We start from the raw sequence: 26,436 nt of genomic DNA, 5'->3' as shown, positions 1-26,436 counted from the left end.
CTTATTGGGATAGAGCGCAAGGTTATCGAAGATCATCGCGATATCGCGCTGATTCGGTTGATGTTTTGTAAAATCCGCACCCTCTATAAAAACCTGTCCCGAACTTGGCGCTTCCAATCCGGCGATAATACGCAAGGTGGTCGTCTTGCCGGCCCCTGCCGGACCTAACAAAACGATCAGCGAGCCCTGCTCCACCGCCAAGTTGATGTCATCGAGCGCCTGGGTTTCGCCAAAATTTTTCGAAATTGAGCGTAGCTCTAGAATCGGCTCAGACATCAGGCGCCCCCGCTATTCATCAAGCGAACGCCGGTCTCGGCGTCGAACAGAGCCACAAGATCGTTTTGTGGCGCGAGAGTAATAGCACCACCTGTCTCAGCTTCCGTTCCAGCAGGGACAATGACTTTAAAAGACGCTTCCCCGAAAGACGCAGTCACCACGGTCTCAGGTCCCTGCGGCTCCACCGCGAGCACCTCTGCGGTAAAGCTGCCTGGATTACCGACTGGGGCAATGTTCAATGTTTCCGGCCGCACGCCAACGACGACATCCGTACCAATCGCCACATCCACGCCAACGATCCCCGCTGGCAATGGCATTGTCGATTTTCCCGAAGACACGACGCGTTGACCGCTCTCATCCGCCAGTTTTCCTTTGATGAAATTCATCGGTGGATTGCCAAGAAAACTGCCGACAAAACGATTGGCGGGATATTCGTAGACGTTATGAGCAGTGTCATATTGTTGCAAAACACCGAAATTCATCACCGCGATTTGGTGCGCCAGCGACAACGCTTCGATCTGATCATGGGTAACATAAATGATGGTCTGCCCAGTTTCGCCCTGAATACGCCGCAATTCGCGCCGCATCTGGTTGCGCATCGAAGCCTCCAGATTGCTCAAAGGTTCATCGAGCAGGAGAATCTCGGGATTCGTCACCAGCGTCCGGCCAATCGCAACGCGTTGCAATTCGCTCGCGCCCAACTCCGAAGGTTTGCGTTCAAGTTGATGGCTGAGCGACAAAAATTCTGACACCTTGGAGATCTCTCTGTCGATCTCCGGCTGCTTCATTTTGCGAATCTTTAGGCCGTAGGCCAAATTTTGGCGCACGGTCATATGAGTAAAAACGGCGTAGTCCTGAAACACCAGCCCGACGCTGCGCTTTCCCGGCGGCACATTCAGCACTGATTTTCCATCGATCAGAATATCGCCGCTGCTTGGCTTTTCCAGCCCGACGATCATGTTGAGGATCGTCGTTTTTCCGCAGCCGGACGGGCCCAACAGGGCCATTGTTTCGCTTTCTTCGATAGCGATCGAGACATTATCGACAGCGTTGAGAGCGCCGAATTCCTTACGCAGATTAACCAGTTCCAGCTTGATGTTAGCCATTAACTGATCACCGCTTGATGGCGCCGAGCGTAAGCCCGCGCACGAGATGTTTTTGAATGAAGAAGCCGATAATCACCAACGGAACTATGGAGACCATGGCCAACGCCGCCTGTACGCCATAGAGCGTGCCCTCGGTCGCCGAAAAATACTTAGCGAGCTGGACCGGGATTGTCTGCACATTGGTATAGGTCAAGATTAAGGCAAATAGGAATTCGCTCCAATTCAAGATAAGAATAAACAGAGCGGTTGCGATGATTCCGCCTTTTATGAGCGGTACCGTCACCTTGAGATGGGCTCCCCAACGCGAATATCCATCCATCATCGACGCCTCCTCGATCTCGTGAGGCAAGTCATCGACAAAACTCTTTAACATCCAAGTAGAGAACGGCACGGTTACCGCCGCATAGGCCACGATCAAGCCGAAATAGGTGTCGGTCATGTCGAACACTTTGGGTCCAAACATGATGACGAACGGAATCGCGATCGCAATAGGCGGAAACATTCGTCCCGACAATATGAAGAATGGCGTGAAATTCCCGCCGAATCGATATCGCGAAATGCTGATTGCGGCCATAAGGCCGACCACAATGGACAATATAGTCGCTGATACCGAGATGATGACCGTGCCCTTGATGCCGGGCCAGGCAGAGCGGTTCAAAAAGTCTGCGATAGCGCCGCCAGCCGCTGCTTCTTCGTTCTTATTTTCGTTTATGATTAACTCGCCGGCTTCGGTGTACTGCTGCGTGCCGCCGCGCCGTTCCAACAATATGTGCGGCGCCAAGACGGTAAGATAATTATCCACTGTGGGCTTGGCAGAAATCCAGGTTGGCGGGCTCGTAACCCACTCGCTGCGTACCTTAAAGGACGTCGAAACCATCCAAAAGATTGGAAACACCGCAAACAGCAGTCCGGCGACAAGGCCGAGGAAATTGAATGGCGTAAATTTGCTTTCCGGCATGATCAGCGCCCCTCAACCAGCTGATAGCGGATCGGCTTCAGCATCATGTTTATCAGAACAACGGTGATAATCAGGACGATGAATGCGGCAGAGCCCGCATAAGCCAGCCGGAAATCCTCGAACGCCAATTTATAGAGATAAAGGCTGATGGTTTCGGTCGCCGTGCCTGGGCCGCCGCGTGTCAAAATGTAAATTTCGTCGAACAGCTTGACCACTTCCATGCCGCGAATCACGAAGGCAATGATAATCACGGCCTTCATATTCGGCAGGATAATCGTCCAGAATATTTTGAAGTTGCTGGCGCCCAACACGGTCGCAGCGCGAATTGGATTTTCAGGCACCGCATTAAGGCCAGACAGCATGATCAAGAAGAAGAGCGGCGTCCAATGCCACACTTCGGTCGTGATCACGGCGATAAAGGCCAAGGTCCCGTCGTTAAGCCATGTCAGGTTGACTTCGCTAAACGCGATCCAGGAAAAGAATTGGTTTATCGGTCCGTTATACTGAAACAGCATGAACCAGGTGTAGCCCACCACAACCGGCATTATCATCATGGGCGAGAGCAGCGCCGTAAACCACAGACGCTTACCCCAAAATTTCTTTAGGAATAGAGTGGCCAACGCGAGGCCGATCAAGAATTCCAAACAGAGACTGATCACTGAAATGATCACGGTGCGACCGAGCGCCTGCAAATAGCGAGGCTCGTCGGTTATCAGGTAATTGTAGCCAATACCTTGATTGATTTTCTGCGTGAAAACGCTGGCGAAGGAATCCCAGAAATCACCGTAAATCGGCTGCCATTCTGTCATGCTGATGACGAATTCCAGAACAAACGGGAAAATCAGCATCACGCACAGCAATATCTGCACGGGCGTGATCAGAAGGCCGGGAATGAACCTTTTGTCATTCGGGTCAAATCGGCGGGGTTTCCTCGAACGTGCAGAGGAAACCCCGCCATTAGAAGTATTTGCAACCACGGTCTTTTCTTATGTGTTGTCGTTGACGAATTGTTGCGTGGTCAAACTATTAGCTCCACTTGTCCGCGCCGGACGCCTTCTGAAGCGCCGAAGGATACATGGCGGCAAGGGCGCGCCACGCTTCGACCTGCGTGTCTTTGCCCAGACGGCGCGTGATACGGTCTTGCTCTTTCGCGGTATCGGCCATTGCCTCTGCGGGGGTCTTTTGCTTGTTGTACGCGGCCTGCAGATTACGATCCAAGGCATCGTGATATTCCGAACCACCGCGCAGGATGATCTCCGGCACAACGTTGACCACTGACTCGTAGGCCGTTCCCAGGAAATCGCCGGGATAGGCGGCAAGGAATTCCGGTGACGGTGTGAGAAAGTGATTGTTGCGCCACGGATCGAAATACCCGCCTTCGTTCGGAATCGAACGCATCGACATGGTCGGGCCCGTGAGCCATTGCGCATAGAGATAGGACGCTTCTGGAATTTGCGAATGCTGGTTGACCACGAAATCCCATGCAAACGGCATGACATCAGCACGGATCAATTCGCCATTAACCATATCGCCCGGCACCAAAGAGATGCCGGTCTGCGTCGGGCCATTGGCGTCTTTGCCCGCGATGATCGACTGCGCGCCAGCCGCGTCATGGCTATAACGCCACAGGGACGGCCAACCGAACTCGAAGAAGCCGCGGCCGGCCGCATAATATTGCGCATAGTTTTCCGTGAAGCCGTAACTGAACTGCTCCTGCGGCATATATTTCTGGATGTTCACCAAGTCCGTAACGGTCTTGATGCTCTCCGGGCTGCCGGCCATGGATTTCATGTCCTTGTCGAAATAGAGCTTACCTTTCGACTGGAAGCGCATCATCCAATGGAATTTGTTCCAGAAAGGTGAGCGATATTCCAACGCGCCCCAGAAATCTTTGGACGTATCGGTCATCTCCGCAGCGAGTGCGTCATACTCTTCCCAGGTATCGACGACGACACGTGCTGACTTCGGCGATTTGCCGGCCGCAGCCAAAACATCCTTACGATAGTTCAACAGCCACCAGTCACCATCGCAGTAGAGGCCATACATCTTGCCTTTGTATTTCTGACCGAAATCCGAAACTGGGAATTCCAGCTTGTTGGGACCCTCGAAAAGCTCCGGATTGTATTGATCGACCCACCCCGTGAGATCGTGCGCGAGGCCCGATTCGGCGAAGTCAGGAAGGCTCAGCGGCGCGGGCAGCAAAAGGTCATACCGGCCAGTCTGCGCGACTGCTTCCTGCATGCCCTTTTGATGAGTCTGCGTCACCGGCACTTCGATAAGCTCGACGTCAAAACCGGTCAGCGCTTTCCATTCGGCGGTGAACGGCGACATGTTGCCGCCTGAACCCGACGGATGCATGATCGCGATGGTCTTCTTCGGCGAGTTGGCATAAAGCGCTTTTGCCGCTTTAACGGCGCGGTCTTCTGGTGTGCCGCCCTCTGCCGCCCAAGCCTGCTTCACGCTGAACGGCGCTTTGCGCATGATCATGGAGATGGCAGTGGCGCTCAGGCCAAGGCCCATCATGCCTTTCATCAGATCGCGGCGTGAAACTTTGTGATCGCCCGAAAAGTGCATACCCCAAAGACGGTAAAGCTCTTTTTTGAAACGTTCTTTCTTATCATCCGTATGTGACATGTTCATCGCTCCCTAAAGCTGGGCGGCCCGAGCCGCTTCTTATTTGCATCCGAACCGCAGTCAAAAACATTAGTCATTAGCATAGACGTTCCGCAGCCAACCCATAATACAGACTGCGTAACGATGATCAAAATTCTCCAGACGCCGAGGGACCATAGCGGCGACCTCAGGCGTCGTAAAGTAAGAAATTAGCGACAAATTGATATTTCTCAGCACGGGCGCAAACATTTCGTTCAAAAGCCAACTCAGCCCTCGAAAATCGAGACCCGGGCGCATCTTGCGGTTTGGCTAACCACGCCTCCCCGCGGTTCAGCGTTTTATGGCTCCGAGCGTGAAGCCACGCGCCAAATGTTTGTGAATCATCAGCCCCATGATAACCATCGGCAGGGCGGCGACGGTGGCTAGCGCCGCCTGCACGCCGATCGCCCCGCCATATAAATTCATATTGACCGGCACAGTGATCACGGTTTTTTCGGTGAGCACCGCAGCCAACAGAAATTCGCTCCAGTTCAATATGAAGATAAATAGCGCAGTGGCGATCACGCCGCCCCTGATCAGCGGCAGGGTGACGCGAAAATGCGCCTCCAAACGCGTCATGCCATCCATCATGGCAGCCTCTTCGATCTCCGCCGGAATTTCATCGATGAAACTCTTCAACATCCAAAACGCAAACGGCGCCGTGAAAACGACATAGGCCAGAGTTAAGCCAATATGGGTGTCGCGCAGGCCGAGCCAGCCAAATAAAATCAGAAACGGGATGGCGATGACCACTGTCGGAATACCGCGCACCGACAAAATGGCTATTGCCAAGGCGTGGCCGCCGGCGCGGTAGCGCGAAAATCCGATTGCCGCCATCCCGCCGATCAAGAGTGAGAAGAAGGTGGCCGCGCTTGAAACGATAAATGAATGCATCATCGCCACCCACGAGGCGCCGTTGCCGGCGATGTACATTCCTTTAACATCGAAAAAGAGCGGAGCGTAATTGTCCCAGGTCGCGTTGCTGGTAATCCACACCGCCGGCGTCGCTGCCCACTCATGGGTCGGCTTGAACGAGGTCGAAACCATCCAGAATATAGGGAAAAGCGCGAATACAAGGCCGACGACAAGACCAATGGTATTGTACCAGCGAAAGGGTCGGTGAGGCATTAGTCGATGCTTTCGCGGTTGTCATTGTCGGTCAGTGCGGCGGCAGCATAGAGTGGCGGAGCATGCGAATAAAACGAATTCGGGAGTGCGCGCCATGACCGGCGATTGCGAAACGATGATTTACCAAAAGGAAGGTCGGCGGGCGCGGATAACATTCAACCGTCCGCATATCTTAAACGCTGTCGCCATGCGTGGCGCGCGCGAATTCGACAGGCTGGCGGCCGAAATCTCAAATGATAAAGACATCCGTATCGTCACCATCGCCGGCGCTGGGCGCGCCTTTTCCACAGGCATTGACCTCAAAGACCTCGCTGCAGGCTTGATCGACCACAGCTATTTCGACCTCTGGGACTGTGCGCTTCGCCGATTCGAGACCATGGACAAGCTGGTGATCTGCTTGATCCATGGCTACGCCTTGGGCGGCGGATTGCAGCTCGCCCTCGCCGCCGATATCCGCGTGTCCACGCCATCCGCCAAGCTCGGCCTGCCGGCCATTAAGGAAGGCCTTATTCCCGGCCTCGGCACCTTGCGTCTGGCACGCTATATCGGCTTGGGCCGGGCGAAGCGGATGATCATCACCGGTGACATGATCGACGCGACCGAAGGCGAGCGTATCGGCCTGATCGACTATCTCGTTGCGGAAGACAACGCGGCGGCGGAATTCGAAGATATCGTCGAGCGCGTCAGTGCCGCGAATTCGGAGGGCTGTCGTCTCTCCAAGAAATTGCTGGAGAATTGTTTCGATCTCGATTTCGAAAGCTTCTTCTCTCTGTATAAAGAATGCCAGACCGAAGCCACCAGCTCAGACGATTTTCGCGAAGCGATGACCGCCTACCGCGAAAAGCGGCCGCCGAACTGGTCTTAAGAAAGTTTAAGGCACGAAAACCGTGAGCGTGATCGACTTTCGCACCGCACCTGAGCGCTACCGTCATTGGCGGCTTACGCTGAACGGCGCCGTCGCCACCTTGGCGCTCGATGTCGACCCTGAAGGCGGCATCAACCCGGGCTATGAGCTGAAGCTGAATTCCTACGATCTCGGCGTCGATATCGAATTGAACGACGCTGTCCAACGGCTGCGATTCGAGCATCCCGAGGTCGGCGCAGTGATTCTTACCTCGGCCAACGAACGGGTGTTCTGCGCCGGCGCCAATATCGGTATGTTGAGCGCCTCCAGCCATGCGCACAAAGTCAATTTCTGCAAATTCACTAACGAAACCCGGCTGGCCCTGGAAGATGCCAGCGCACATTCGAGGCAGACATATATATGTGCGATCAACGGCCCCTGCGCTGGCGGCGGCTATGAATTGGCGCTTGCCGCCGACCATCTCATTTTGATCGACGATGGAGCATCGTCCGTGTCCTTGCCGGAGATCCCGCTGCTGGCGGTGCTGCCCGGCACCGGCGGCCTCACCCGGCTGGTCGATAAACGCAGCGTCCGGCGCGACCGAGCAGATTTTTTCTGCACTGTCGAGGAGGGCGTACGCGGCAAACGCGCGCTCGAATGGAATTTGGTGGATGAAATCGTGCCGCGTTCCAAATGGCAGGACGCAGTCATGGCGCGCGCCGGCGCGATGGCGGCGGCTTCGGATCGTCCGGCGGGCGCCGCAGGCATCGAGCTTTCGCCGCTCAAGCGAACCATCGAAGGCGAGCGTATCGAATATTCCCACCTTGCCTGCGTGATCGACCGCGAGCTGATGGCGGCGCATATCACCGTCCGCGCGCCGGCCGCGACGCCGCCGACCGAGATCGCCGCGATCCATAGCGAAGGTGCGGCATTCTGGCCGCTTGCCGTGGCGCGCGAATTGGAAGATTTGATCTTTCATTTGCGTTTCAACGAATGTGAAATCGGCACCTGGCTGATGCGCACCGAGGGCGAGAGCGAATATGTTGCGGCCGCAGACGCGGTCTTGGCCACCCACGCTAGTGATTGGCTGGTGCGCGAGATCACACTTTATATAAAGCGCACACTGAAACGCCTCGATCTGTCGGCCCGCTCAATCTTCGCATTCATCGAACCTGGCAGTTGTTTCACCGGCACGTTGCTCGAATTGGCTCTGGCCGCCGACCGTATTTACATGCTGGACGGCGCCTTCGACGGCGACAATCGCCCGCCCGCCACCATCCGCATGACGCCGGCAAATTTCGGCTCCTACCCCATGGCCAACGGACTCAGCAGATTGGAAAGCCGTTTTTTTGGCGACCCGGCAGCGCTCGCCCAGGTCGAACCAGAGACCGGCCGGGCGCTCAACGCGATTGCGGCGGAACGACTAGGCCTCGTCACCTTTGCGCCCGACGATATAGACTGGCAGGACGAGACGCGTATTGCCGTTGAAGAGCGCGCCGCCTTCTCGCCCGATGCCTTGACGGGCATGGAGGCGTCGCTCCGATTTGCAGGACCGGAGACCATGGAAAGTAAAATCTTCAGCCGCCTCAGCGCTTGGCAGAACTGGATATTCCAGCGCCCCAATGCGGTCGGCGCCGAAGGCACGCTCAAACTTTACGGCAGCGGCCAGCGGCCGCGCTTTGACAGAGAACGGGTTTGAGACGTGGCGATCGATTACAATGAGCGCATTCCCAACAATGTGGGTTTGGCCGACAATCGACGCCTCAAGCGTGCCCTTGAGGCGTGGCAGCCCGGCTTTCTTGATTGGTGGAATGAAATGGGGCCGACGGAGTCTGGCCAAGCGGATGTCTATTTGCGCACGGCTGTTTCGGTAGAAACGGATGGCTGGGCGAATTTTGGCTATGTCAAAATGCCGGAATATCGCTGGGGTATTTTCCTCGCCAAGCCCGAGCCTGACCGGCGCATCGCGTTCGGTGCGCACAAGGGCGAGGCTGTCTGGCAGGACGTACCGGGCGAGCACCGCGCAACCCTACGCCGCCTGATTGTGACACAAGGCGACACCGAACCGGCGAGCGTCGAGCAACAGCGCCTGCTCGGCCTCACCTGCCCGTCGCTGTACGACCTGCGCAACCTCTTTCAGGTCAACATCGAGGAGGGCCGGCATCTGTGGGCGATGGCCTATCTGCTGCACGCGCATTTTGGCCGCGACGGACGTGAAGAAGCCGAGGGGCTGCTGGAACGGCGCTCGGGCGACGTCGACCGGCCGCGCATTCTGGGCGCCTTCAACGAACGCACGCCAGACTGGCTATCCTATTTCATGTTCACCTTCTTCACCGACCGCGACGGCAAATATCAATTGGCCTCCCTCGCCGAATCGGCTTTCGACCCGCTGGCGCGCACTTGCCGTTTCATGCTGACCGAAGAAGCCCACCATATGTTCGTCGGCGATACAGGTATTCAGCGCGTCGTCCAGCGGACCTGCGAACTGATGAAGGCGCATGACTCGGAAGATGTCGCGCCCCATGGCGGCGTCAACCTCGACACCATCCAGCGCTACCTCAACTTCCACTTTGCCGTTTCCATCGATCTGTTCGGATCGGAATTTTCGACTAATGCCGCTAACTATTTCACCGCTGGCCTGAAGGGCCGCTACAAGGAAGAGCAGATCGACGACGATCATGTGCTGGCTGATGCGCTTTATTCGGTGCCCAAGCTCGACGGAGGTGTCATTGCCGAGAGCCAGCAAGCGGCGCTCACCGTGATCAACGAGCGCCTGCGCGATGACTATATCGAGGATTGCGAGAAAGGCATTGCGCGCTGGAACCGCACCATTCGGGAAAACAATGTCGAGCATACGCTCAGCCTGCCGCATCGCGCGTTTCAGCGCGCCATCGGACAGTATCGCGAGACGCATTTTACGCCCGCCGGCACCCCCCTCAGCGAAGCCGAATGGACTGCCGGCAAAGACCAATGGCTGCCCAGCGAAGCCGAACGCGCACATGTCATTTCGCTCATGCAGCGCGTTGTCGAGCCGGGCAAGTTCGCCGGCTGGATCGCACCACCACGGCGCGGCATCAACGGTCAGCCGCTTGATTTCGACTATGTGAATCTAATCTGAAAACACGACCCAGTCGCGGGAGAAATAAATGGCGCACTATCCGTTATTATTTTCTGAATGGTCCATCCGCAATTGCAAAATCAAGAACCGGGTGGTGTTCCCGCCGACCTGCCCAACCTGGGTGTCGGACCCGTGGAACGGCCTCTTTATCGACATGGCCACCGACTATTACGAAGAGCGCGCCAAGGGCGGCGTCGGCCTCATCATCATTGGTGGCACCCATGTCCATCCGAGCTCGATCATGGCGCCGTTATTGATGCCGCAGCTGTTTGATGACCGCCAGATCGAGCCGCTTTCCAAGATCGCCAAAGCGGTACACAAGCATGGCTGCAAACTGGCGATCCAGCTGTGGCATTCGGGTGTGCGCGGCCATCCTGCCGTCAAGCAAGCACCGGGCTACGATCCGGATGCTACTTGGTACACGGTGTCACCGAGCCAAGTGCCGCTCGGCGAATTCCCCGGCGCCTCGACACCCAAGGAACTCGACGAAGAAGAAATTCAGGAATTGATCGCGGCCTATGGGTCGGCCGCTGCCCGCGCTATGGCAGCCGGTCTCGACGGGGTCGAACTGCATCTCAGCCACGGCTATCTACCCTGGCAATTTCTCTCGCCGCTGTACAACAAGCGCACCGACAAGTGGGGCGGTTCCTACGAGAACCGCCTGCGCTTCCCGCTCGAAGTTTTGCACTCGATGCGCCAGGCGGTCGGCGACGAGAAGTTCGTCGGATACCGCATTAACTCGACCTCGTTCTGGCCCGGCGATCTTGAGATCGAAGATGTGAAGAAGATCGTGCCGGATATCGAGAAAGGCGCGGATATCGACTATGTCGACGTTTCGGCGGGCGTTCATCACTCTTTCATTCACACACCGATGGAGTTCGAAGGCGGCTGGGAGCGCGGCTATGCCCGCCAAATTCGCGAAGTGTCCAACAAGCCGGTGCTCGCGGTCGGACGTATCACCACACCGGATCTAGCCGAATCATTGCTCGAGGCCGGCGATGCCGACGCCATTTGTCTCGCGCGCCAGCTATTTACCGATCCCTATTGGGCGAAGAAGGCGGAAGACGGCCAGGCTGACGATATCCGCACCTGCGTCGCCGCCAATTTCTGCTGGAAGAGCGTCAGCCGGGGGGCGCGCATCCAATGCGTCTACAATCCCACCATTGGGCGCGAAGCCGCATGGGGTGAGGGCACATTGAGGAAATCCAAGACACCTAAAAAAGTACTGGTGTTCGGCGGCGGCCCGGCCGGGTTGGAATATGCCCGCGTTGCCGCGGCGCGGGGTCACGCCGTCACGCTTCTCGAAAGCGGGAGCGAATTGGGCGGTCACGTGCGCCTGCAATCACTGCTGCCGAGCCGCAAGGAATTTGGCGAGATCGGTCGCTGGTTGGCGCATCAGGCGACTAAAAACGGCGCCGAGCTGCGCACCGATTCACCGGTCTCGGAAGCCGGCCTTGACGCCCTCCTCGCAGCCGAGCGGCCCGACCATGTGGTCGTGGCCACAGGCTCGAGCGTTTGCGTTGACGGCTTTCAGGGATGGACCGGCGAGTCCCTGCCCGGCTGGGAGAGTGGCAATTGCCTGGGTTGGGACGAGGTGTTGACGGCCGGCACGCGCGCTGCCGGCGTGTCGTTTCCCGGCGATGTCGTGGTGATCGACGATATGTGCGATGTGATAGCGCCGCTCACCGCCGTCGCCATGAGCCAAGCCGGCGCTAATTCCGTGACCCTGCTAACGCGCTGGCCGATGATTGGCATGGAGACCATCCTCGACGTCTATCTCGATTGGATCCTACCCAAGATCTACCAAAGCGGTGTGAAAATGATGTGCGACCGGTTCGTGCGGCGCATCGACGGCGACAAGCTACACATCTTTAACGTTCATCACGAAAAAGAAGAAAGCACCCTTGCCGCTGATTGGATCGTCATGGCAACGGGACGGCGCTCAGAGAACGCTCTGATGGCGCCGCTCAAGAAAAGCGGCGTTAGCTTTGAAGCCATCGGCGACGCAACTGCGCCGCGCTCGACCTATGAGGCCGTCTATGAGGGCCATCGCCAGGCACGCAAACTGTGATTTGAACGGCGCAGGGGGGCCGCTTGCTTGACAGCACAACCCGCGGCTTTCACCTTGGGCAGAAGCAATAAAACAAAAACTGGGAGAGCTTTATGAGCTACCGCATTACGGTCGATACCGGCGGTACCTTCACCGACATGGTGGTGGCGAGCGATAGCGGCCGGCAGGTGATCGGCAAGGCGCCGACCACGCCTGAGCGCATTTTCAATGGCATGAAGGGCGCGCTCGAATCGGCGGCCGGCGAACTCGGCGTGACGCCCGAACAGTTGCTGGCGGAAGCGAGCGTTCTGATCTACGGCACGACTCGGGCAACCAACGCCATCGTTCAGGGCAAAGTGGCCAAGACTGCTTTCCTCACCACCGAGGGCTTCCCTGACACGCTGGTGCTGAAGGAAGGCGGCAAACACGGGCCGCATGATTTTACTCAAGATTATCCCGATCCCTACATTCCGCAGAAATACACTTTCGAGATTCCCGAACGGATCGATTCCGAGGGCGGCGTGCGCAAACCGCTCGACTCCACTACAGCCCGTAAAATTCTCACTCGCCTCAAGGCGCATGAATTCGAGGCCATTGCTGTTTGCCTTCTGTGGTCGATCATGAATCCCGCTCATGAGCAGGCCATCGGCCGAATGATCAAAGAAATTTTGCCCGGTGTGCCGTTCACATTGTCGCATCAGCTGGTGCCGATCATCCGCGAATATCGCCGCGCCTCCGCCACCGCCATCGATGCTTCGCTGAAGCCGCTTATGCAGGAGCATTTGCGCCAGATGGAAAGCGATTTGCGCGGCGCCGGGTATAAAGGCGAAATCCTGGTATCGACCGCCATCGGCGGCTGCATGCATGTCGAGGAACTGGCCCAGCGGCCGATTCACACGGTCAAGTCCGGGCCGGCTATGGCACCGGTGGCGGGTCTCAATTATGCCCGTATCGAAGGTTTTGGCAGTGATGTCATCATCTGCGATACCGGCGGCACGACATTCGATGTCGGACTGGTGCGCGACGGCGAGGTCAAGTTCACCCGCGAAACCTGGATCGGCCCGCAATGGACCGGAGACATATTGGCGATTTCCTCTGTTGATGTGCGCAGTATCGGCGCCGGCGGCGGCTCAATCGCTTGGATCGATCCGGGCGGCCTGTTGCGCATCGGCCCGCACAGCGCCGGCGCGGTGCCGGGACCGGCCTGTTACGGCAACGGCGGCGACCTGCCGACGGTGACGGACGCCGCGATGGTGCTCGGTTATCTCGACGCAGAATATTTTCTCGGCGGGCGCATGACGCTCGACACGGCGGCGGCACACCGGGTGATCGAAACCATCGCCAAGGGCATCGGCGGAAGTATCGAGGAGGCCGCCGACGCGATCATGAATTTGGCCAGCGAATACATGATCAAGGCGATCCACGATATTACCGTGACAGAAGGCATCAACCCGGCGGAAAGCGCGCTTGTCGCCGGCGGCGGCGCGGCCGGTCTCAACATCATGCCGATCGCCGCCGAACTGGGTTGCACGCGCGTCATTCTGCCGAAGACTGCCAGCGCGCTCTCGGCCTGCGGCATGCAATTCTCCGACATCATCGCCGAGCACAGCGCCAGCAAAGTGACGCTGACCGGCAATTTCAACTATGACGGTGTGAACCAGGCGCTGCAGTCAATCGATGACGAGTTGGGGCGCTTCGTCAAAACGCTCGAAAGCCGCGGGTTGGCCGATTCGAGCATCGAGTATTTCCTTGAGGCGCGCTACCTGTTCCAAGTGTGGGAGCTCGACGTGCCGATCAGCATTCAACGCTTTCGTGGCCAGCAGGATGTGGATGCCTTGGTCGCGGCGTTTCATGATGTGCATGAACGCGTCTTCGCCGTGCGCGATGAGGATAGCCAGGTTGAGTGCCTCAACTGGAAAGGCCGGGCGCGGGTGCGGCTGCCGCATCCGCCGGAAATAATCCCAGCGGCTGAAACGGCAGGAGACAACGCCCCGGTGGCGCACCGCTCAGCCTATTTCGGCGCCGTCGGACGCGTCGAGACACCAATTTATCATGGCAATGCTTTGCGCCGCGGTGCGCATATTGTCGGCCCGGCGATCATCGAGGAACCGACCACGACACTGGTGGTTTATCCCGGCATGTCGGCCCGCCTCAGCGAAGCCGATAATTACCTGCTTGAGACCGGAACCGGGTGAGAGGACAAAGAAGATGACCAAAGGCACCAAAGGCAATGGCGAAGCGACGCAACAGCTCAATTCGGTATTGATTTCCATCCTCGCCAACCGCATGGATGGCATCGTGCGGGAAATGTCCAACACGCTGCTGCGCGCGGCGCGCTCGGCGGTGATTGCCGCGGCGCGCGATTTTTCCTGCGCGATTTGTACCGCCGACAACCGTCTGCTCTGCGCCGCCGAGGGTCTGCCGGTCCATATCTTCGGCTCGCATTTGCAAACTCAATCCATGTGCGACCTGCATGACGATCTCGCCGAAGGCGACGCCTTCCTCCACAATGATGCCTATCTCGGCAATACGCATTCGGCGGATTTGACCGTTCTGGTGCCTGTGTTCATCGATGGCGAGCATATGTTTACCGCTTGCGCCAAGGCGCATCAGGCCGACATCGGCAATTCAATTCCGTCCACCTATCACGCTGGCGCGCGCGATGTGTATGAGGAAGGCGCAATCATCTTCCCCTGCGTACGCGTGCAGACCGACTACGTGATGAACGACGATATCATCCGCATGTGCCGCAGGCGCATTCGCGTGCCGGAGCAATGGTATGGCGATTTCCTCGCCGCGCTTGGTTCGGCGCGCATCGCCGAGCGCCGACTGAAGGAACTCTGTGCCAAATACGGCAAAGATCAGATCAAGCAGTTCATTGAAGAATGGTTCGATTATTCCGAACGCGTCATGGTCCAGACGATCCGTGCGCTGCCGAAGGCAAAGATCGTCAACGAAGGGGCACATGATCCGTTTGAGCCGATGCTGCCGGACGGTATTCCAATCAAAGTTGAACTGACCCTCGATCCCGACAACGCCATCATCGAGATCGATTTGCGCGACAATATCGATTGTGTCGATTGCGGGCTCAATCAATCCGAGGCCTGCGCGATCAACAATGTGGTAGCCGGCGTGTTTCATAGCTTGGAGGGCGACCTGCCGCATAATGCCGGCTCGTTCCGCCGCATTATCGTGCATCTGCGCGATGGCTGCGTGGTCGGCCGGCCGAGCTTTCCGCACAGCTCCTCCATGGCGACCACCAACGTCGCCGACCGCCTGGTAAATTTGACCCAATCAGCCTTCGCGCAGTTGGGAGATGGTCACGGGTTGGCCGAGGGCGGCAGTGCGATGGCAGCCGGCTTCGCGGTCGTTTCAGGCAATGATTTCCGCCGCGGCGGTGAGCCTTATATCAACCAACTCACGACCGCCGTGAATGGCGGGCCGGCCAGTCCGCAGGCCGATGGCTGGGTGACGTACGGCTTGCCGGTCGTTGCCGGCCTGATGTACCGCGACAGCATCGAGTTGGACGAAATCAAACACCCGGTTCATTTCGACAGCATGCGCCTTCTTCCTGCCAGCGGCGGCGCCGGGCGGTTTCGCGGCGGACCGGCAGCTGAAGTCGTCTACGGCCCGCGCCAGGACCCGATGACCATCGTCATTCCGTCCGACTGCCAGATCAATCCGGCGCACGGTGTGCGCGGCGGGCTGAACGGCGAACTGGCGGCGCAATGGAAAGTGAGCGCCAATGGCGACGAGACCTTGTTGCCGAACTTGGTGCAGCTCGAATTGCAGGCGGGTGAGTTCGTGCGCGGCCGGGAGGCCGGCGGCGGTGGCTATGGCAGCCCGTATGAGCGCGCAGCCGAGCGTGTTCTAAAGGATGTTGAACGGCGCTGGGAAACCGTCGAGCGCGCGCGCGATATCTATGGCGTGGTGCTGACCGGCAGCCTCGACAATGATGATCTCGCCATAGATCAGACGGCGACAGAAGCGGCCCGCGCCGGCGCTTAGATCCGCGTCACGTTCCAGGTTGAATCGATCTTTGAGCCCGCCTGGGTGAAAATTACCGTCACCGGACAGCGCGCGTAAAGATCTGATTTCAATTGGGCGAGTTGGGTGTCATTGGCGTCGCTCGATACGTTGACCGTCAATGTCAGGTTGGGAAACGGCAGGATGGTCGGCGTCTGGGTCGAGATACCGTTGGTATCGAATTCCGCATCAAGGGCCATCGACATATCGTCGAGGCGAATCCCCATTTCACCGGCAATAAGATGCGAGATGACGTTGAGGCAAGCGAGATAGGACGACAGCATGGTCTCGAGCGGTGACGCCGCCGCGTCGGTGCCGCCGCGTATCTCGGGCTCGTCGATCACCACCTGGTGGTGGCGCACGCTGGCGTCGGTGCGCGAATGGGTTGGGCATTCCGCCTTGATTTTGAAATGATGCCTGGCTGGCATATCGAATGTCATAACGCTCTTTCTCCTGTGCTTTGATGGCGCGCATGAAACCATGCAACGAGCCGACAGCCAAGCGGCTGCATCATGCTAGGCTCGGTGAAGATACTCAGGGAACACACATATGCTGATGAACGGCGCCGAATATCTCGAATCTTTGCGCGACGGGCGCACCATCCGGATCGGCAGCGAGACGGTGAACGATGTCACCAGCCATCCGGCTTTCCGCAATGCGGCGCGCTCTTTTGCGCGCATTTGGGACGCCCGCCACAGTGCGGAATATGCCGACGATCTTTGCGTTGAAGAAGACGGCGAGCGCTTCCCGGCCTACTATTTGATGCCCAAGAGCCGCGCCGATTTGGAGCAGCGCACACGCTCGGCCACGGCGATTGCCGACCTGTCCTACGGCATGATGGGGCGCTCGCCGGACTTCGTCGGCGGCTATGTCACCGGCGCTGCCATGCAGCCGGAGATGTTCAAAACCGACGCACATGATTTTTCCGGCAATATGACCGCCTATTACAAGCATTGCCGCGCCAATGATATTTTTCTCTCCCACGCCGTGGCGCCGCCGCAAGGCACGCGCGACCCCGAACATTACGGCCGCTCATCGTCGTTCGTCCCCACCCTTTCGGTCACCTCAGAAGGCGACGATGGACTGGTGATCAATGGCGTCAAATTGCTGGCCACGGCGGCGGCGTTTTCGCACGAAATATGGATCGGCAATATCCTGCCACTGGCGCCCGGCCGCGAAGCGGAAGCCGTGACCTGCGTCATCCCGGTGAATTCGCCGGGCCTCGAACTGTGGTCACGCAAGCCCTATGCGAGCTTCGCCCAAAGCGAATACGACAATCCCCTCGCCTATCATTACGACGAATCCGATTGCGTGGTGATCTGCCGTGACGTGAAGGTGCCGTGGGAGCGTGTCCTCACGCTCGGCGATATTCCGTGGTCGCGAAATATCTATTTCGACACCTCGGCGCATACGCTTTCCAATCATCAGGCGGCGGTGCGCTATCGCTCAAAATTAAAACTGCTGCTCGGCATCGCGAAACGTATTACCGAATCGATGGGCACCGACAAAGTGCCGGCGGTGGCCGATACGATCAATCACCTGTCCGCCATGCACGCCACGATTTCGGCGATGATCGCCGGCCAGATCCAGGATCACGAGACACTGCCCGGCGGCTATGCCTGCTACAACCGGCGTTACATGTATGCGTCGATCTACTTTGCGACACAGAATTACGACAAGATCCTGGCCCGCATCCGCGAGTTGACCGGCGGCGGCGTGTTGCAGATGCCGGCCGACGTGTCGGTGATGGACGATGAAGAAACCAAGCGCATCTTTGATATGTGCTGGTCGACCGAGAAATGGGACGCCGCCGACAAAATGAAACTGTTCAAGCTCGCCTGGGACATCCTCGGCACCGATTTCGCCGGCCGCCACTCACAGTATGAGCGCTTCTATATGGGCCCGGCTTTTATCGTCCGCGAACATGTGGGGCGAGAAACAGACTGGGCCGAAATCGAAGATTTTACCGATAGTTTGCTGGCGAGTTATGGTGCGCCGGGAGACAAGCGCTAGACGCCCGATTGCCTAGCTCTTGGCGAGTAGGCCTCTGAGCACCCGTTCCGGAGTGAGGGGAATTTGTTTGAGGCGGAGGCCCGTGGCCGCCGAGATGGCGTTGTTGATGGCCGGGGCGGCGCCGACCAGGGGCGGCTCGCCGACGCCCTTGACGCTAAAGGGGTGACTCGGTTCCGGTGTTTCCAGGACGATGGTGTGAATCTTATCGGGCGCTTCCATGGTGCCGGGGAATTTGTAATCCATAAAGCTCGGGTTCACCAGGCGGCCATCCTCCCACAGCATTTCTTCGCATAGCGCATAGCCAAGGCCCTGCACGAAGCCGCCTTCAATCTGGCTTTCCACCAGGCCCGGATTGATGGCGCGGCCGACATCATGGGCGCACCAGGCTTCGAGCACCTGCACTTGGCCGGTGGTTTCATCGACTTCAACCTCAACCACTTGCGCGCCGAAGGTGATGACCGACAGCGCATCCAAGCCGAGAAAGCCGGTCATCTGAGTGTGCTCCGGGTCTGGAGGATCGTTGGGGATGAAGCTGCCGGAACCGGTGATCGGCCCGCCGACTGCCCATAACGAGCGCCCGGCGATATCGGCGAAACTGACCTCGGCGTTGCCCGGCGGCTCGATGTTCACGCCGATGCGCCCGCCAGGGCGAAGCTCTAGTTCCTCAGGCGGGCATTCCAACATATCTGCGGCATGTTCGAGCAATTGCGTGCGCACCTGCATCGCCGCCCGATGCACGGCCTGACCCACTGTGTAAGTCACGCGGCTGGCATTGGTGCCGAAGTTATAGGGCGCAGAATCGGTATCGGGCGGGGCAAAACTCACTTGCTCGATGTCGAGGCCGAGGGCGGCGGCGCACATCTGGCTGAGCACGGTATCTGAGCCCTGGCCGATATCTACCGCGCCGACATTGAGGATGATCGTGCCATCGCCCTGAAGGCGCACGATCGCGCCGGCTGAGAGAAAGGCCGAGGTGTGCGCCAAACCAACCACACCGAGCCCGCGCTTCTTTCCAGGTGGCGCCTCGCGCGGGCGCCTCCAGTCCGACGCGTCGCGCACTGCCTCTAAAGATTCGACCAGGGCGCAGGATGCAATCTTCTGCCCGCCAAGCCACGGCTCGCCCGCTTTGATCGCGTTCTTGATGCGGAGATCAATCGCATCGATACCGAGCGCCTCAGCGATCTCATCCAATTGCGATTCACAGGCAAACGAGGCTTGCGGATTGCCGAAGCCGCGAAACGCTCCAAAGCGAAGCTTGTTGGTATAGACCGCATGACCGAGGGCGTGCACGTGCGGGATGCTGTAGGGGCCACGCGCGTAAAACAGCGCCAGATTCATCACCGCCGGGCTGTCATCGGCATAGGCACCGGCGTCGAACCAAAGTTCCATCTCACGCGCCACCAGGGTGCCGTCCGCCTTGGCGCCGGTGCGCACACGGATGGTGCCCGGATGGCGGGCGCGCATGGTGGTCATGTCTTCATCGCGATTTAGGATGAGACGGACCGGCGCCCGGGCTTTTCGCGCTAGCATCGCGGCGACGAGCTGGCCCGAGGCCTCCGCCTTGGCGCCGAAGCCGCCGCCGACGCGCGGCGCGATGCAGCGAATTTTTCCCATTGGGATGCCGAGGCCCTCATGCAGATTGGCCTGGGTGCGGAATATGCTCTGGGTGGACGACCAGACCGTCAGCCGGCCGTCCGGCCCGAAGGCGGCAAGCGCTGATACCGGCTCCATATATGCATGATATTGCGCGCCCACTTCGTAGGTGCCCTCAACGATGATATCGGCCTCATCAAAGCCGTCCAGCCCGCGGCCCATGACGGCCTCGGCACGGGCAAGTAAATTGCCCGCATTCTCGGGCGCCTGATAAATTTTTGCGTATTCAGCAAAACTCTCATGCAACACCGGCGCGCCGTCGGCCATTGCTTCCGCCACCGTCGTGACAGCGGGCAGCTCTTCATAATCGATCTCGATCAAACGCGCCGCCAAGCGTGCCGTCGCTTCATCTATGGCCGCGACCGCAGCCACGGGATCGCCGATATAGCGCACCTTGCCGAGCGCCAGGGCGTACTCATCCTTGACCACCAGGCCAACCCGGCCGCCGGTGATGTCTTCGCCTGTGACAACCGCCTTAACCCCGGGCAGCGCCAGCGCCGCTGAGGCATCGTAGGAGAGAATGCGCGCATGCGCATAGGGGCTGGTGAGAAGCGCGCCGTGCAACATGCCGGGCAGCAGCATATCGCCCGTGAAGATTGCCTTGCCGCCGGCCTTTTCCGCCGCGTCCAGGCGTGGCGGGCTTTTACCGATTGCGCTTTCGATATCGCTCATGTGCCGGGCCCTCCGGCTTGACCAAGCCTCTTTGCGGCCAGTTGAACGGCGTCGATGACCCGAACATAGCCGGAGCAGCGGCAGAGATTGCCCGAAAGTGCGTTGCGGATTTCCTCGCGCGTGGGCGCCGGATTGTCGGCCAGTAATGCCGTCGCACTCACGATCATGCCGCTCATGCAAAAGCCGCATTGTATCGCTCCGGCATCAACGAAGGCCTGCTGCATGACGGACAACTCGTCGTATTCGCCGAAACCCTCAACGCTGATGATGTCGCGCCCGGTGACGTTAACGGCGAGAAGCAGGCAAGCGTTCATCGGCAGGCCGTTGATCAACACGGTACAGGCGCCGCAAACACCTTGATTGCAGGCATTTTTCGAGCCGGTCAGCGCCAGTTCACCACGCAGCGCATCGAGCAGCGTGCGCGACGGCGGGACGCGAAGCGCGCGTTCCTCACCATTTACCTGGAGGGTGATATCCAATTTATCGCTCATGACTGAGATTCCAACTTAGCCCGCGCGGCTGAGAGAGCGCGCCCCAGAAGACGCGGCACCAACATCAAGCGGTATTCGGCGCTGCCACGTACATCGTCCACGGGATCGCTGGCCTCGACCAGTTTAGCGGCAGCGGCCTCGATCGCATCCGAATCCATCGCCGCGCCAATCAAACACGCTTCGGCTTCCGCCACGCGCACCGGCGTGGCTCCAGCGGCGCCGAGCGCGATCCGCGCGAAGCTGCATTCGCCGCCCTCCATGGCGAGCACCAGAGCGACGGACAATGTGGCGTAATCGCCGTGCACCCGGGCGAATTTTTCGTAATGCCCCATCGCGCCTTCAGGTGGCGCCGGCAGCCGGACGGCTGCGACCATCTCGCCCGCCTGCAGCGCCGTGGTGAGATAATCCTCGAAGAAATCCTCGGCGGAGATTTCACGTTTGCCCGCCGGGCCCGCAGTTTCGATCACCGCGTTTGCCGCCACCAACGCCGCTGGCAGATCGGAACTGGGATCGCCATGCGCCACGGCGCCGCCGAGCGTGCCGATATTGCGCACGGAGGGGTGGGCAATCTGCGCCGCCGCGTCGCGGACAACGGCGTTGCCGCCGGTAAGCCGTGCTTCAGCGGCCAGGGCGGTGTGGCTCAACATGGCGCCGATACGGAGGCCACCATCTGCCGCCGCCTCGATTGTCTGCAGCTCGGTAACGGCGCGCAGGCTAATCAGAGCAGAAGGCGCGACCAGATCGGCATTCATCATCGCCACCAATGTCGCGCCGCCAGCCAAAAGCAGCGCTTCCGGGTCGGCGGCGAGCAGGGCTAGGGCTGCGTCGAGGCTTGTGGGCTGATGAAATTCCATGGGCTTCGCCTCAGACGCCGACAACAGGTTCCGACAATTTCGCCTCTGCGGCGGCGCGAAAGTTCTCGGCGAACTCAGCGCCCAGCGCCGCCGCCTTCTTTTTCATGATGCCGAGGCCGAATTTTACCAAGCGCCCTGTGACCTGAACATCGGATTGGTAATGCACATTGGTGGCGTCCGCGCCGGACGCGCTCAAAGTCAATTCGCTCTTTGCCGTCAGGCGGCTGGCATTGGTGCCTTCTTGGCCGCGCGTCTCGACCCGAGCAAAACTGGGCGGCCGTTCCTCAGCTACCTGGATATCGAGTTTGAATACCGTCTTGATCGGCCCGATACCGACTTTAACAGCCGCCCGATAGGCGCCATCGCCGATATCCTCGACGTCGTGGCAGCCGGGCACGCAAGGCGCCATGAAGGCGGGATCGCGGATGCAGTCCCAGACATGCTCGAGCGGCGCCGCCACGGTAAAGTTTTCCTCGATGATCACGCTTCCCCACTTGCTCTTGCTTCGTTGTTATGGCCCGCGCCCAGCCCTGTCAATCGGCGCGCAAAACCGGAAAAAAATTCGCGTCTTAAGGACCGTGGCAAACGGGCGTAAATCGGTTACTTTCGCGGCGCCATGAAAAACCCCGCGATTCGCCCCAAGGACGCTGCCACCCTCGCTCTTATACGCCGGGACGGCGGGACCGCCTTGGTACTCATGGGCCAACGCGGCAAGGAGCAAGTGTTCATGCCCGAGCGCTATGTCTTTCCCGGCGGCGGCGTGGAAGCTTGCGACCGCTATGTGCGACCGGCGGGCGAATTGCGCGAAGGCGTGGCACAGCGCTTGGCGCGTTCCTGCACATTAGCGCGGGCGCGCTCTCTCGCTGCCGCCGCAATCCGCGAAACCTTCGAAGAGACAGGCCTCATGTTGGCAGCCCCCAGCGCCCCGCCCCACCACAAGGTGCGAACCGAATGGCGCGGTTTTCAGGAGCGCAACCTGGCGCCGTCGCTCGACAAACTCGATTACATCTTCCGCGCCGTAACGCCACCAGGATCGCCACGCCGATTCAACGCACGATTCTTTATGGCCTTTGCGGAGGACTTACACGGCCAAATCACCGGCAACGGCGAACTTCACGATATCGCCTGGGTGCCGATAGCGGAGGCGCTGAAAATGCCGATCCCGCGCATCACGGGCGTGGTACTGCGCGAAATTGACCGCCTGCTACAGGACCCGGCGCCGCGCGACAAAGTGGAAGCCACCCCATTCTTCCGCCGCGTTGGCGAAAAGTATATTTTGAATATGGAGTAGCGGGCTCTAAACCGCGTGACGCCGCTCGGCGATGCCGCGTTCGACAATTGGCAATACCTGTTTGGCGAATAATTCCTGGGTCTGGATCGCCTTATGCGCGGGAATGCCGCCATAATGGCTGACCAGGATAAATTCCTCGAAGGGCACCTTGTCGTATAGCGTGAGCAGTTGATTGGCGACCTTCTCGGGCGTGCCGATATAGACGATGCCGAGATCGACGATATCCTGATAGGAGACATCGCCGAGACGAAGGAAATCGTCGCCGGCGTAAAAATCGAATCCGCCGGCGCGCATCCGGGCTTTGACCTCCTCGGTGCGGTTCATCTCCTTCAGCGGCGACACATTATATTCGATGAACCGCATCGCATATTCCTCGGCGTCGCGCTCGGCGCGCTGCTGATCTTCGTCGAGGTATAATGCTTTCAGGAAGGATACATGCGGCGTGGTGCCGGCGCGGGCACAGGCTTCCTGATAGATGTTGTGCGGCTCAATGAAGATATCGTCCGGCGTCGGTGCGCCCAGCACCACGCTCCAGCCGCGCTCGCCCGCCTGGGTGAACGTCTTGGAGCTGGTACCGACCTGGAAGATCGGCGGATGCGGTTTTTGGATCGGCTTCGGCACGATCGAGAGATTTTCGCAGGTGTAATATTTGCCGTGGAACGAGAAGCGCTCTTCGGTCCAGCCCTTAATGAGAATTTCGATGCATTCGTGAAAGCGCTCAAGGCTTTCCTCATAGGCGACATTTGCGGGCTCCTGCAGCCAACCATGACCACGCCCGATGCCGACTTCGATACGCCCACCGGTAAGAATATCGGCCTCGGCGATCTGGCCGCAGAGAACCATCGGATTGTGCAGCGGCAGGGTGTGGCAGAGGGTGCGAAAGCGCAGATTGCGCGTGCGCTCGGCAAGCTTGGTAAAGAGCGGCAGCGGCGCGCAATTGATGGCGAATTTCTCGAAAAACGGATGCTCCAGCGTGGTGAACACGTTGAATCCGCGCTGATCCGAATGCTCGGCGCATCGGATCACATCGTTGATTAGCTCGGCATGATCGCGCCCCGGCGGGCATTGAAATTCGACATAAGTTCCAAGACGCAATTTTGTCACTGTTCGCTCCCCTGCTGACTGAATACTGCCGACTGTAACGGCATCTCAACCCTGGTTGCCAGCCCGTCGCGCTGCGCCGATGTCATGAATTCGTCAGTTTTACAGCGCTGCGCCGCGTGCGACCTCAATTTCAGCGGCCGGCATTCCGGCATCCTTAGCCGCATCCAGCAAACTCTGCCAGGTTGAGCCCGGCAGGGGCACGCCGTCGGCCCGCCGCTGTGCTCGGTTGCGCGTTTCCGCGTCGCCCGGACAAAGCACCTCGCCGCCCGCTTCGGCCGGGCGCGCCGAGCGGAAAAATTCCACATATTGGCGCAGTTCGGCGGCAAAACCATCCGACGTGGTGAGAAATTCCGGCACGATGTAGATCGATAGCATGCCGTTCGCCAATTGCTGCTTGCCCGGCGTAGAGCAGCCCGAGCCGGTCAGGGCGCCGGCCAGGATCTCGCACATGAAGGAGAGGCCCGAGCCCTTATGCTCACCCATCGCGCGGATCGCGCCCGAGCCGGTGCGAACATCCAAAGGCTGGGAGCTGTCGCTGACGCCATATATCAGCACTGGATCGGTAGAGAGCGTGCCGTCGCCATCGATCAAAGCGTCCGCCGGCAGTGGCTTGCCGCCGCCGAGCGCGTTCAACACCTTGCCTTCGGCAACGATTGAGGTCGCGAAATCGAGCACCAGAGATGGTTCGTCCTTCGACGGAATACCGATGCACACTGGATTGGTCGACATGCGGCGCTCCGTCCCGCCGAACGGTGCCACGAGCAAACCAAGACCGGACGTGTTGACGAAATGTATTGAGATCACGCCGTCCGCCGCCGCCATCTCGGCCCAATCGCCGATGCGTCCGAGATGGCCGGAATTGCGCAGCGCAACCAACGAGAGGCCGCACTTGGTGGCCTTCGCCATGCCGAGGCGCACCGCCTGTGGCCCGACCGTTTGGCCGAACCCAAACTTGCCGTCGACCACGGCCAGCACATCATTTTCGCTGACGATAGAAACTTCCTGATCGCGCGAGACGTAGCCTTCCTTCAGCCAATGGAGATAGCGCGGCACGCGAAGGACGCCGTGGCTCTCATGGCCGGAAAGGTTTGACGAGGTCAGATACCGGCCGATGCGCCCCGCCTCGTCGGCCGAACAGCCGGCGGCAGCGAATGTATCGCTGACGAGCCGGCTGAGAACATCGGCCGGGACGGTGACGTCTGTCTTTTGGAGATTTGCCATGGCTAGCTCCTGCCGCGCTCGCGCGCGAGCATTTCCAACAGCGAAATCAGCAAATGATCGCGCTCCCGGGTTAGCTCGTCGAGCGAGCGGCCCGCCGCTTCGGCGGTCACACCGGCAATTAATTTCTCCGCCGCGGCGTCAGAGATTTTGGGCTCGCGGCCAAGATCCGCCCACCAGGATTCGAGCGCGGGACCGAAATGTTCAATCGCGTGGCGGACGCCACCATCGCCGCCGGCGAGATGCAGGATGAGGTTTGGCCCCATCAGTGCCCAACGCAAACCGGGACCGTAGGAGACGGCGATATCAACATCCTCGACGCTCGCCACGCCGCTATCTACCAGATGCACCGCTTCACGCCACATTGCCGCTTGCAACCGGTTGGCAAGATGGCCGGGCACTTCGCGGTTGATGCGGATCGCCTTTTTGCCACAGCCGTTATAGAAGGCGAGCGCCCATTCGACAGCAGCGGCATCGGTTTCGTCTCCGCCGACAACCTCAACCAGGGGCACGAGGTGCGGCGGGTTGAAGGGATGGCCGATGACATAGCGCGCCGCCGCCTTGCGCCCCGCCTGAAGCTCGCTGATTAAGAGGCCAGACGAGCTCGACGCCATAATTACATCGTCAGGAAGTACAGCATCGAGGCGGCCATAGAGCTCGATCTTGATATCTTTGTTCTCGGGGCCGCTTTCCTGAACAAACTGGCAGTCGCGCACCGCTTCCGCCGGATCATCGAAAAACGCCATGCGGCTTTCATCCACTAGGGCGGGCGCTCCGAGCCGGATAAGGGCGGGCCAGGCGGCAGCGATGAAGGCGCGGCAACGCGCCTCGAAGCCGGGCGCCGGGTCCCACACATTGACGGCCAAGCCATGCGCCATGAAATGCGCCGCCCAGGAAGCGCCGATGGTGCCGGCGCCGAGGATCGCGACGCGCTCGACCGCGTCTGGTTTCACCAAATTCATACTTGTGCCCTCATGTGAAT

General features: G+C 59.3%; 22 protein-coding genes. 8 read left to right on the top strand and 14 right to left on the bottom strand.

Features of this window, described 5'->3' with window-relative positions:
* The 6 genes from O3A94_04100 to O3A94_04075 all read right to left on the bottom strand — a co-directional run.
* Positions 1-276: ATP-binding cassette domain-containing protein (locus O3A94_04100; GenBank protein MDA1355435.1), on the bottom strand; the 276-nt coding region annotated here is incomplete at its 3' end.
* Complete coding sequence (locus O3A94_04095) at positions 276-1,382, bottom strand: ABC transporter ATP-binding protein (GenBank protein MDA1355434.1); 1,107 nt, start codon at positions 1,380-1,382, stop codon at positions 276-278. The genes O3A94_04100 and O3A94_04095, both read right to left, overlap by 1 nt.
* Before the next feature lie 7 nt (positions 1,383-1,389).
* Entirely contained in the window at positions 1,390-2,340 is a 951-nt protein-coding gene (locus O3A94_04090; protein ID MDA1355433.1) for a carbohydrate ABC transporter permease, read from the bottom strand.
* 2 nt (positions 2,341-2,342) lie between these two features.
* Positions 2,343-3,209 (bottom strand): sugar ABC transporter permease, encoded by an 867-nt coding sequence (locus O3A94_04085; protein MDA1355432.1) that lies wholly within the window; start codon positions 3,207-3,209, stop codon positions 2,343-2,345.
* Positions 3,210-3,366: 157 nt separating this feature from the next.
* Positions 3,367-4,860, bottom strand: coding sequence for an extracellular solute-binding protein (locus O3A94_04080; protein ID MDA1355431.1), 1,494 nt, complete (start codon positions 4,858-4,860; stop codon positions 3,367-3,369).
* 423 nt (positions 4,861-5,283) lie between these two features.
* Positions 5,284-6,120: a carbohydrate ABC transporter permease gene (locus O3A94_04075; GenBank protein MDA1355430.1), complete on the bottom strand. Its 837-nt coding sequence runs from the start codon at positions 6,118-6,120 to the stop codon at positions 5,284-5,286.
* A 94-nt stretch (positions 6,121-6,214) separates the two neighbouring features.
* Between O3A94_04075 and O3A94_04070 the strand changes: the two genes are divergently transcribed.
* The 6 genes from O3A94_04070 (at position 6,215) to O3A94_04045 (ending at position 16,140) form a co-directional block, all read left to right on the top strand.
* Positions 6,215-6,985 carry an enoyl-CoA hydratase/isomerase family protein gene (locus O3A94_04070; protein MDA1355429.1) on the top strand — a complete coding sequence of 257 codons (771 nt, stop codon included), beginning with the start codon at positions 6,215-6,217 and terminating at the stop codon, positions 6,983-6,985.
* A 28-nt stretch (positions 6,986-7,013) separates the two neighbouring features.
* Positions 7,014-8,663, top strand: a complete 1,650-nt coding sequence (boxC, locus tag O3A94_04065) for a 2,3-epoxybenzoyl-CoA dihydrolase (protein MDA1355428.1) — start codon at positions 7,014-7,016, stop codon at positions 8,661-8,663.
* A gap of 3 nt (positions 8,664-8,666) precedes the next feature.
* Positions 8,667-10,082: a benzoyl-CoA 2,3-epoxidase subunit BoxB gene (gene boxB / locus O3A94_04060; GenBank protein MDA1355427.1), complete on the top strand. Its 1,416-nt coding sequence runs from the start codon at positions 8,667-8,669 to the stop codon at positions 10,080-10,082.
* Between the two features lie 28 nt (positions 10,083-10,110).
* Positions 10,111-12,153 (top strand): FAD-dependent oxidoreductase, encoded by a 2,043-nt coding sequence (locus O3A94_04055; GenBank protein MDA1355426.1) that lies wholly within the window; start codon positions 10,111-10,113, stop codon positions 12,151-12,153.
* A 92-nt stretch (positions 12,154-12,245) separates the two neighbouring features.
* Positions 12,246-14,327 carry a hydantoinase/oxoprolinase family protein gene (locus tag O3A94_04050; protein ID MDA1355425.1) on the top strand — a complete coding sequence of 694 codons (2,082 nt, stop codon included), beginning with the start codon at positions 12,246-12,248 and terminating at the stop codon, positions 14,325-14,327.
* A 13-nt stretch (positions 14,328-14,340) separates the two neighbouring features.
* Positions 14,341-16,140 carry a hydantoinase B/oxoprolinase family protein gene (locus O3A94_04045; protein MDA1355424.1) on the top strand — a complete coding sequence of 600 codons (1,800 nt, stop codon included), beginning with the start codon at positions 14,341-14,343 and terminating at the stop codon, positions 16,138-16,140.
* Here O3A94_04045 and O3A94_04040 read toward each other — a convergent pair.
* A complete protein-coding gene (locus O3A94_04040; GenBank protein MDA1355423.1) occupies positions 16,137-16,598 on the bottom strand; it encodes an OsmC family protein in 462 nt (153 codons plus the stop codon). The two genes, O3A94_04045 and O3A94_04040, sit on opposite strands and share 4 nt — an antisense overlap.
* A gap of 109 nt (positions 16,599-16,707) precedes the next feature.
* Here O3A94_04040 and O3A94_04035 point away from each other — a divergent pair, with 109 nt between their 5' ends.
* Complete coding sequence (locus O3A94_04035) at positions 16,708-18,171, top strand: hypothetical protein (protein ID MDA1355422.1); 1,464 nt, start codon at positions 16,708-16,710, stop codon at positions 18,169-18,171.
* Positions 18,172-18,183: 12 nt separating this feature from the next.
* On the opposite strand, the gene O3A94_04030 is transcribed toward O3A94_04035, so the two are convergent.
* Genes O3A94_04030 through O3A94_04015 form a run of 4 tightly spaced genes read right to left on the bottom strand, consistent with a single transcriptional unit; the run spans position 18,184 to position 22,325 of the window.
* Complete coding sequence (locus tag O3A94_04030) at positions 18,184-20,496, bottom strand: xanthine dehydrogenase family protein molybdopterin-binding subunit (GenBank protein MDA1355421.1); 2,313 nt, start codon at positions 20,494-20,496, stop codon at positions 18,184-18,186.
* A complete protein-coding gene (locus tag O3A94_04025) occupies positions 20,493-20,987 on the bottom strand; it encodes a (2Fe-2S)-binding protein (GenBank protein ID MDA1355420.1) in 495 nt (164 codons plus the stop codon). The genes O3A94_04030 and O3A94_04025 overlap by 4 nt, the downstream gene beginning before the upstream one ends.
* Positions 20,984-21,841 (bottom strand): FAD binding domain-containing protein, encoded by an 858-nt coding sequence (locus O3A94_04020; protein MDA1355419.1) that lies wholly within the window; start codon positions 21,839-21,841, stop codon positions 20,984-20,986. Before O3A94_04020 ends, O3A94_04025 begins: the two co-directional genes overlap by 4 nt.
* A 10-nt stretch (positions 21,842-21,851) precedes the next feature.
* Positions 21,852-22,325 (bottom strand): SRPBCC family protein, encoded by a 474-nt coding sequence (locus tag O3A94_04015; protein ID MDA1355418.1) that lies wholly within the window; start codon positions 22,323-22,325, stop codon positions 21,852-21,854.
* Positions 22,326-22,457: 132 nt separating this feature from the next.
* On the opposite strand from O3A94_04015, the gene O3A94_04010 reads away from it, so the two are divergent.
* Positions 22,458-23,132, top strand: a complete 675-nt coding sequence (locus tag O3A94_04010) for an NUDIX hydrolase (protein ID MDA1355417.1) — start codon at positions 22,458-22,460, stop codon at positions 23,130-23,132.
* 6 nt (positions 23,133-23,138) lie between these two features.
* Here the strand turns inward: O3A94_04010 and O3A94_04005 are convergent, their stop codons facing one another.
* The 3 genes from O3A94_04005 to O3A94_03995 all read right to left on the bottom strand — a co-directional run bounded on the left by O3A94_04005 (position 23,139) and on the right by O3A94_03995 (position 26,416).
* On the bottom strand, positions 23,139-24,236 hold the full coding sequence (locus O3A94_04005; protein MDA1355416.1) for an LLM class flavin-dependent oxidoreductase: 1,098 nt from the start codon (positions 24,234-24,236) through the stop codon (positions 23,139-23,141).
* Between the two features lie 99 nt (positions 24,237-24,335).
* Positions 24,336-25,457, bottom strand: a complete 1,122-nt coding sequence (locus O3A94_04000) for an Ldh family oxidoreductase (protein ID MDA1355415.1) — start codon at positions 25,455-25,457, stop codon at positions 24,336-24,338.
* A 2-nt stretch (positions 25,458-25,459) separates the two neighbouring features.
* Positions 25,460-26,416 carry a 3-hydroxyacyl-CoA dehydrogenase NAD-binding domain-containing protein gene (locus O3A94_03995; GenBank protein MDA1355414.1) on the bottom strand — a complete coding sequence of 319 codons (957 nt, stop codon included), beginning with the start codon at positions 26,414-26,416 and terminating at the stop codon, positions 25,460-25,462.
* Between the last annotated feature and the right edge of the window lie 20 nt (positions 26,417-26,436).

Source organism: Pseudomonadota bacterium, assembly GCA_027624955.1.
Taxonomy (GTDB): Bacteria; Pseudomonadota; Alphaproteobacteria; order UBA828; family UBA828; genus PTKB01.
Note: the sequence above shows the minus strand (reverse complement) of the source record. Positions and strands in the feature narration are given on the sequence as shown.

What these genes read in the sequence shown, in the direction of transcription:
- O3A94_04095 (MDA1355434.1), bottom strand. Translation starts at nt 1,382, where the DNA reads ATGGCTAACATCAAGCTGGAACTGGTTAATCTGCGTAAGGAATTCGGC.
- O3A94_04080 (MDA1355431.1), bottom strand. Translation starts at nt 4,860, where the DNA reads ATGGGCCTTGGCCTGAGCGCCACTGCCATCTCCATGATCATGCGCAAA.
- O3A94_04035 (MDA1355422.1), top strand. Translation starts at nt 16,708, where the DNA reads ATGCTGATGAACGGCGCCGAATATCTCGAATCTTTGCGCGACGGGCGC.
- O3A94_04000 (MDA1355415.1), bottom strand. Translation starts at nt 25,457, where the DNA reads ATGGCAAATCTCCAAAAGACAGACGTCACCGTCCCGGCCGATGTTCTC.
- O3A94_04020 (MDA1355419.1), bottom strand. Translation starts at nt 21,841, where the DNA reads ATGGAATTTCATCAGCCCACAAGCCTCGACGCAGCCCTAGCCCTGCTC.
- O3A94_04070 (MDA1355429.1), top strand. Translation starts at nt 6,215, where the DNA reads ATGACCGGCGATTGCGAAACGATGATTTACCAAAAGGAAGGTCGGCGG.
- O3A94_04055 (MDA1355426.1), top strand. Translation starts at nt 10,111, where the DNA reads ATGGCGCACTATCCGTTATTATTTTCTGAATGGTCCATCCGCAATTGC.
- O3A94_04025 (MDA1355420.1), bottom strand. Translation starts at nt 20,987, where the DNA reads ATGAGCGATAAATTGGATATCACCCTCCAGGTAAATGGTGAGGAACGC.
- O3A94_04010 (MDA1355417.1), top strand. Translation starts at nt 22,458, where the DNA reads ATGAAAAACCCCGCGATTCGCCCCAAGGACGCTGCCACCCTCGCTCTT.
- O3A94_04045 (MDA1355424.1), top strand. Translation starts at nt 14,341, where the DNA reads ATGACCAAAGGCACCAAAGGCAATGGCGAAGCGACGCAACAGCTCAAT.
- O3A94_04075 (MDA1355430.1), bottom strand. Translation starts at nt 6,120, where the DNA reads ATGCCTCACCGACCCTTTCGCTGGTACAATACCATTGGTCTTGTCGTC.
- O3A94_04030 (MDA1355421.1), bottom strand. Translation starts at nt 20,496, where the DNA reads ATGAGCGATATCGAAAGCGCAATCGGTAAAAGCCCGCCACGCCTGGAC.
- O3A94_04040 (MDA1355423.1), bottom strand. Translation starts at nt 16,598, where the DNA reads ATGACATTCGATATGCCAGCCAGGCATCATTTCAAAATCAAGGCGGAA.
- O3A94_03995 (MDA1355414.1), bottom strand. Translation starts at nt 26,416, where the DNA reads ATGAATTTGGTGAAACCAGACGCGGTCGAGCGCGTCGCGATCCTCGGC.
- O3A94_04050 (MDA1355425.1), top strand. Translation starts at nt 12,246, where the DNA reads ATGAGCTACCGCATTACGGTCGATACCGGCGGTACCTTCACCGACATG.
- O3A94_04090 (MDA1355433.1), bottom strand. Translation starts at nt 2,340, where the DNA reads ATGCCGGAAAGCAAATTTACGCCATTCAATTTCCTCGGCCTTGTCGCC.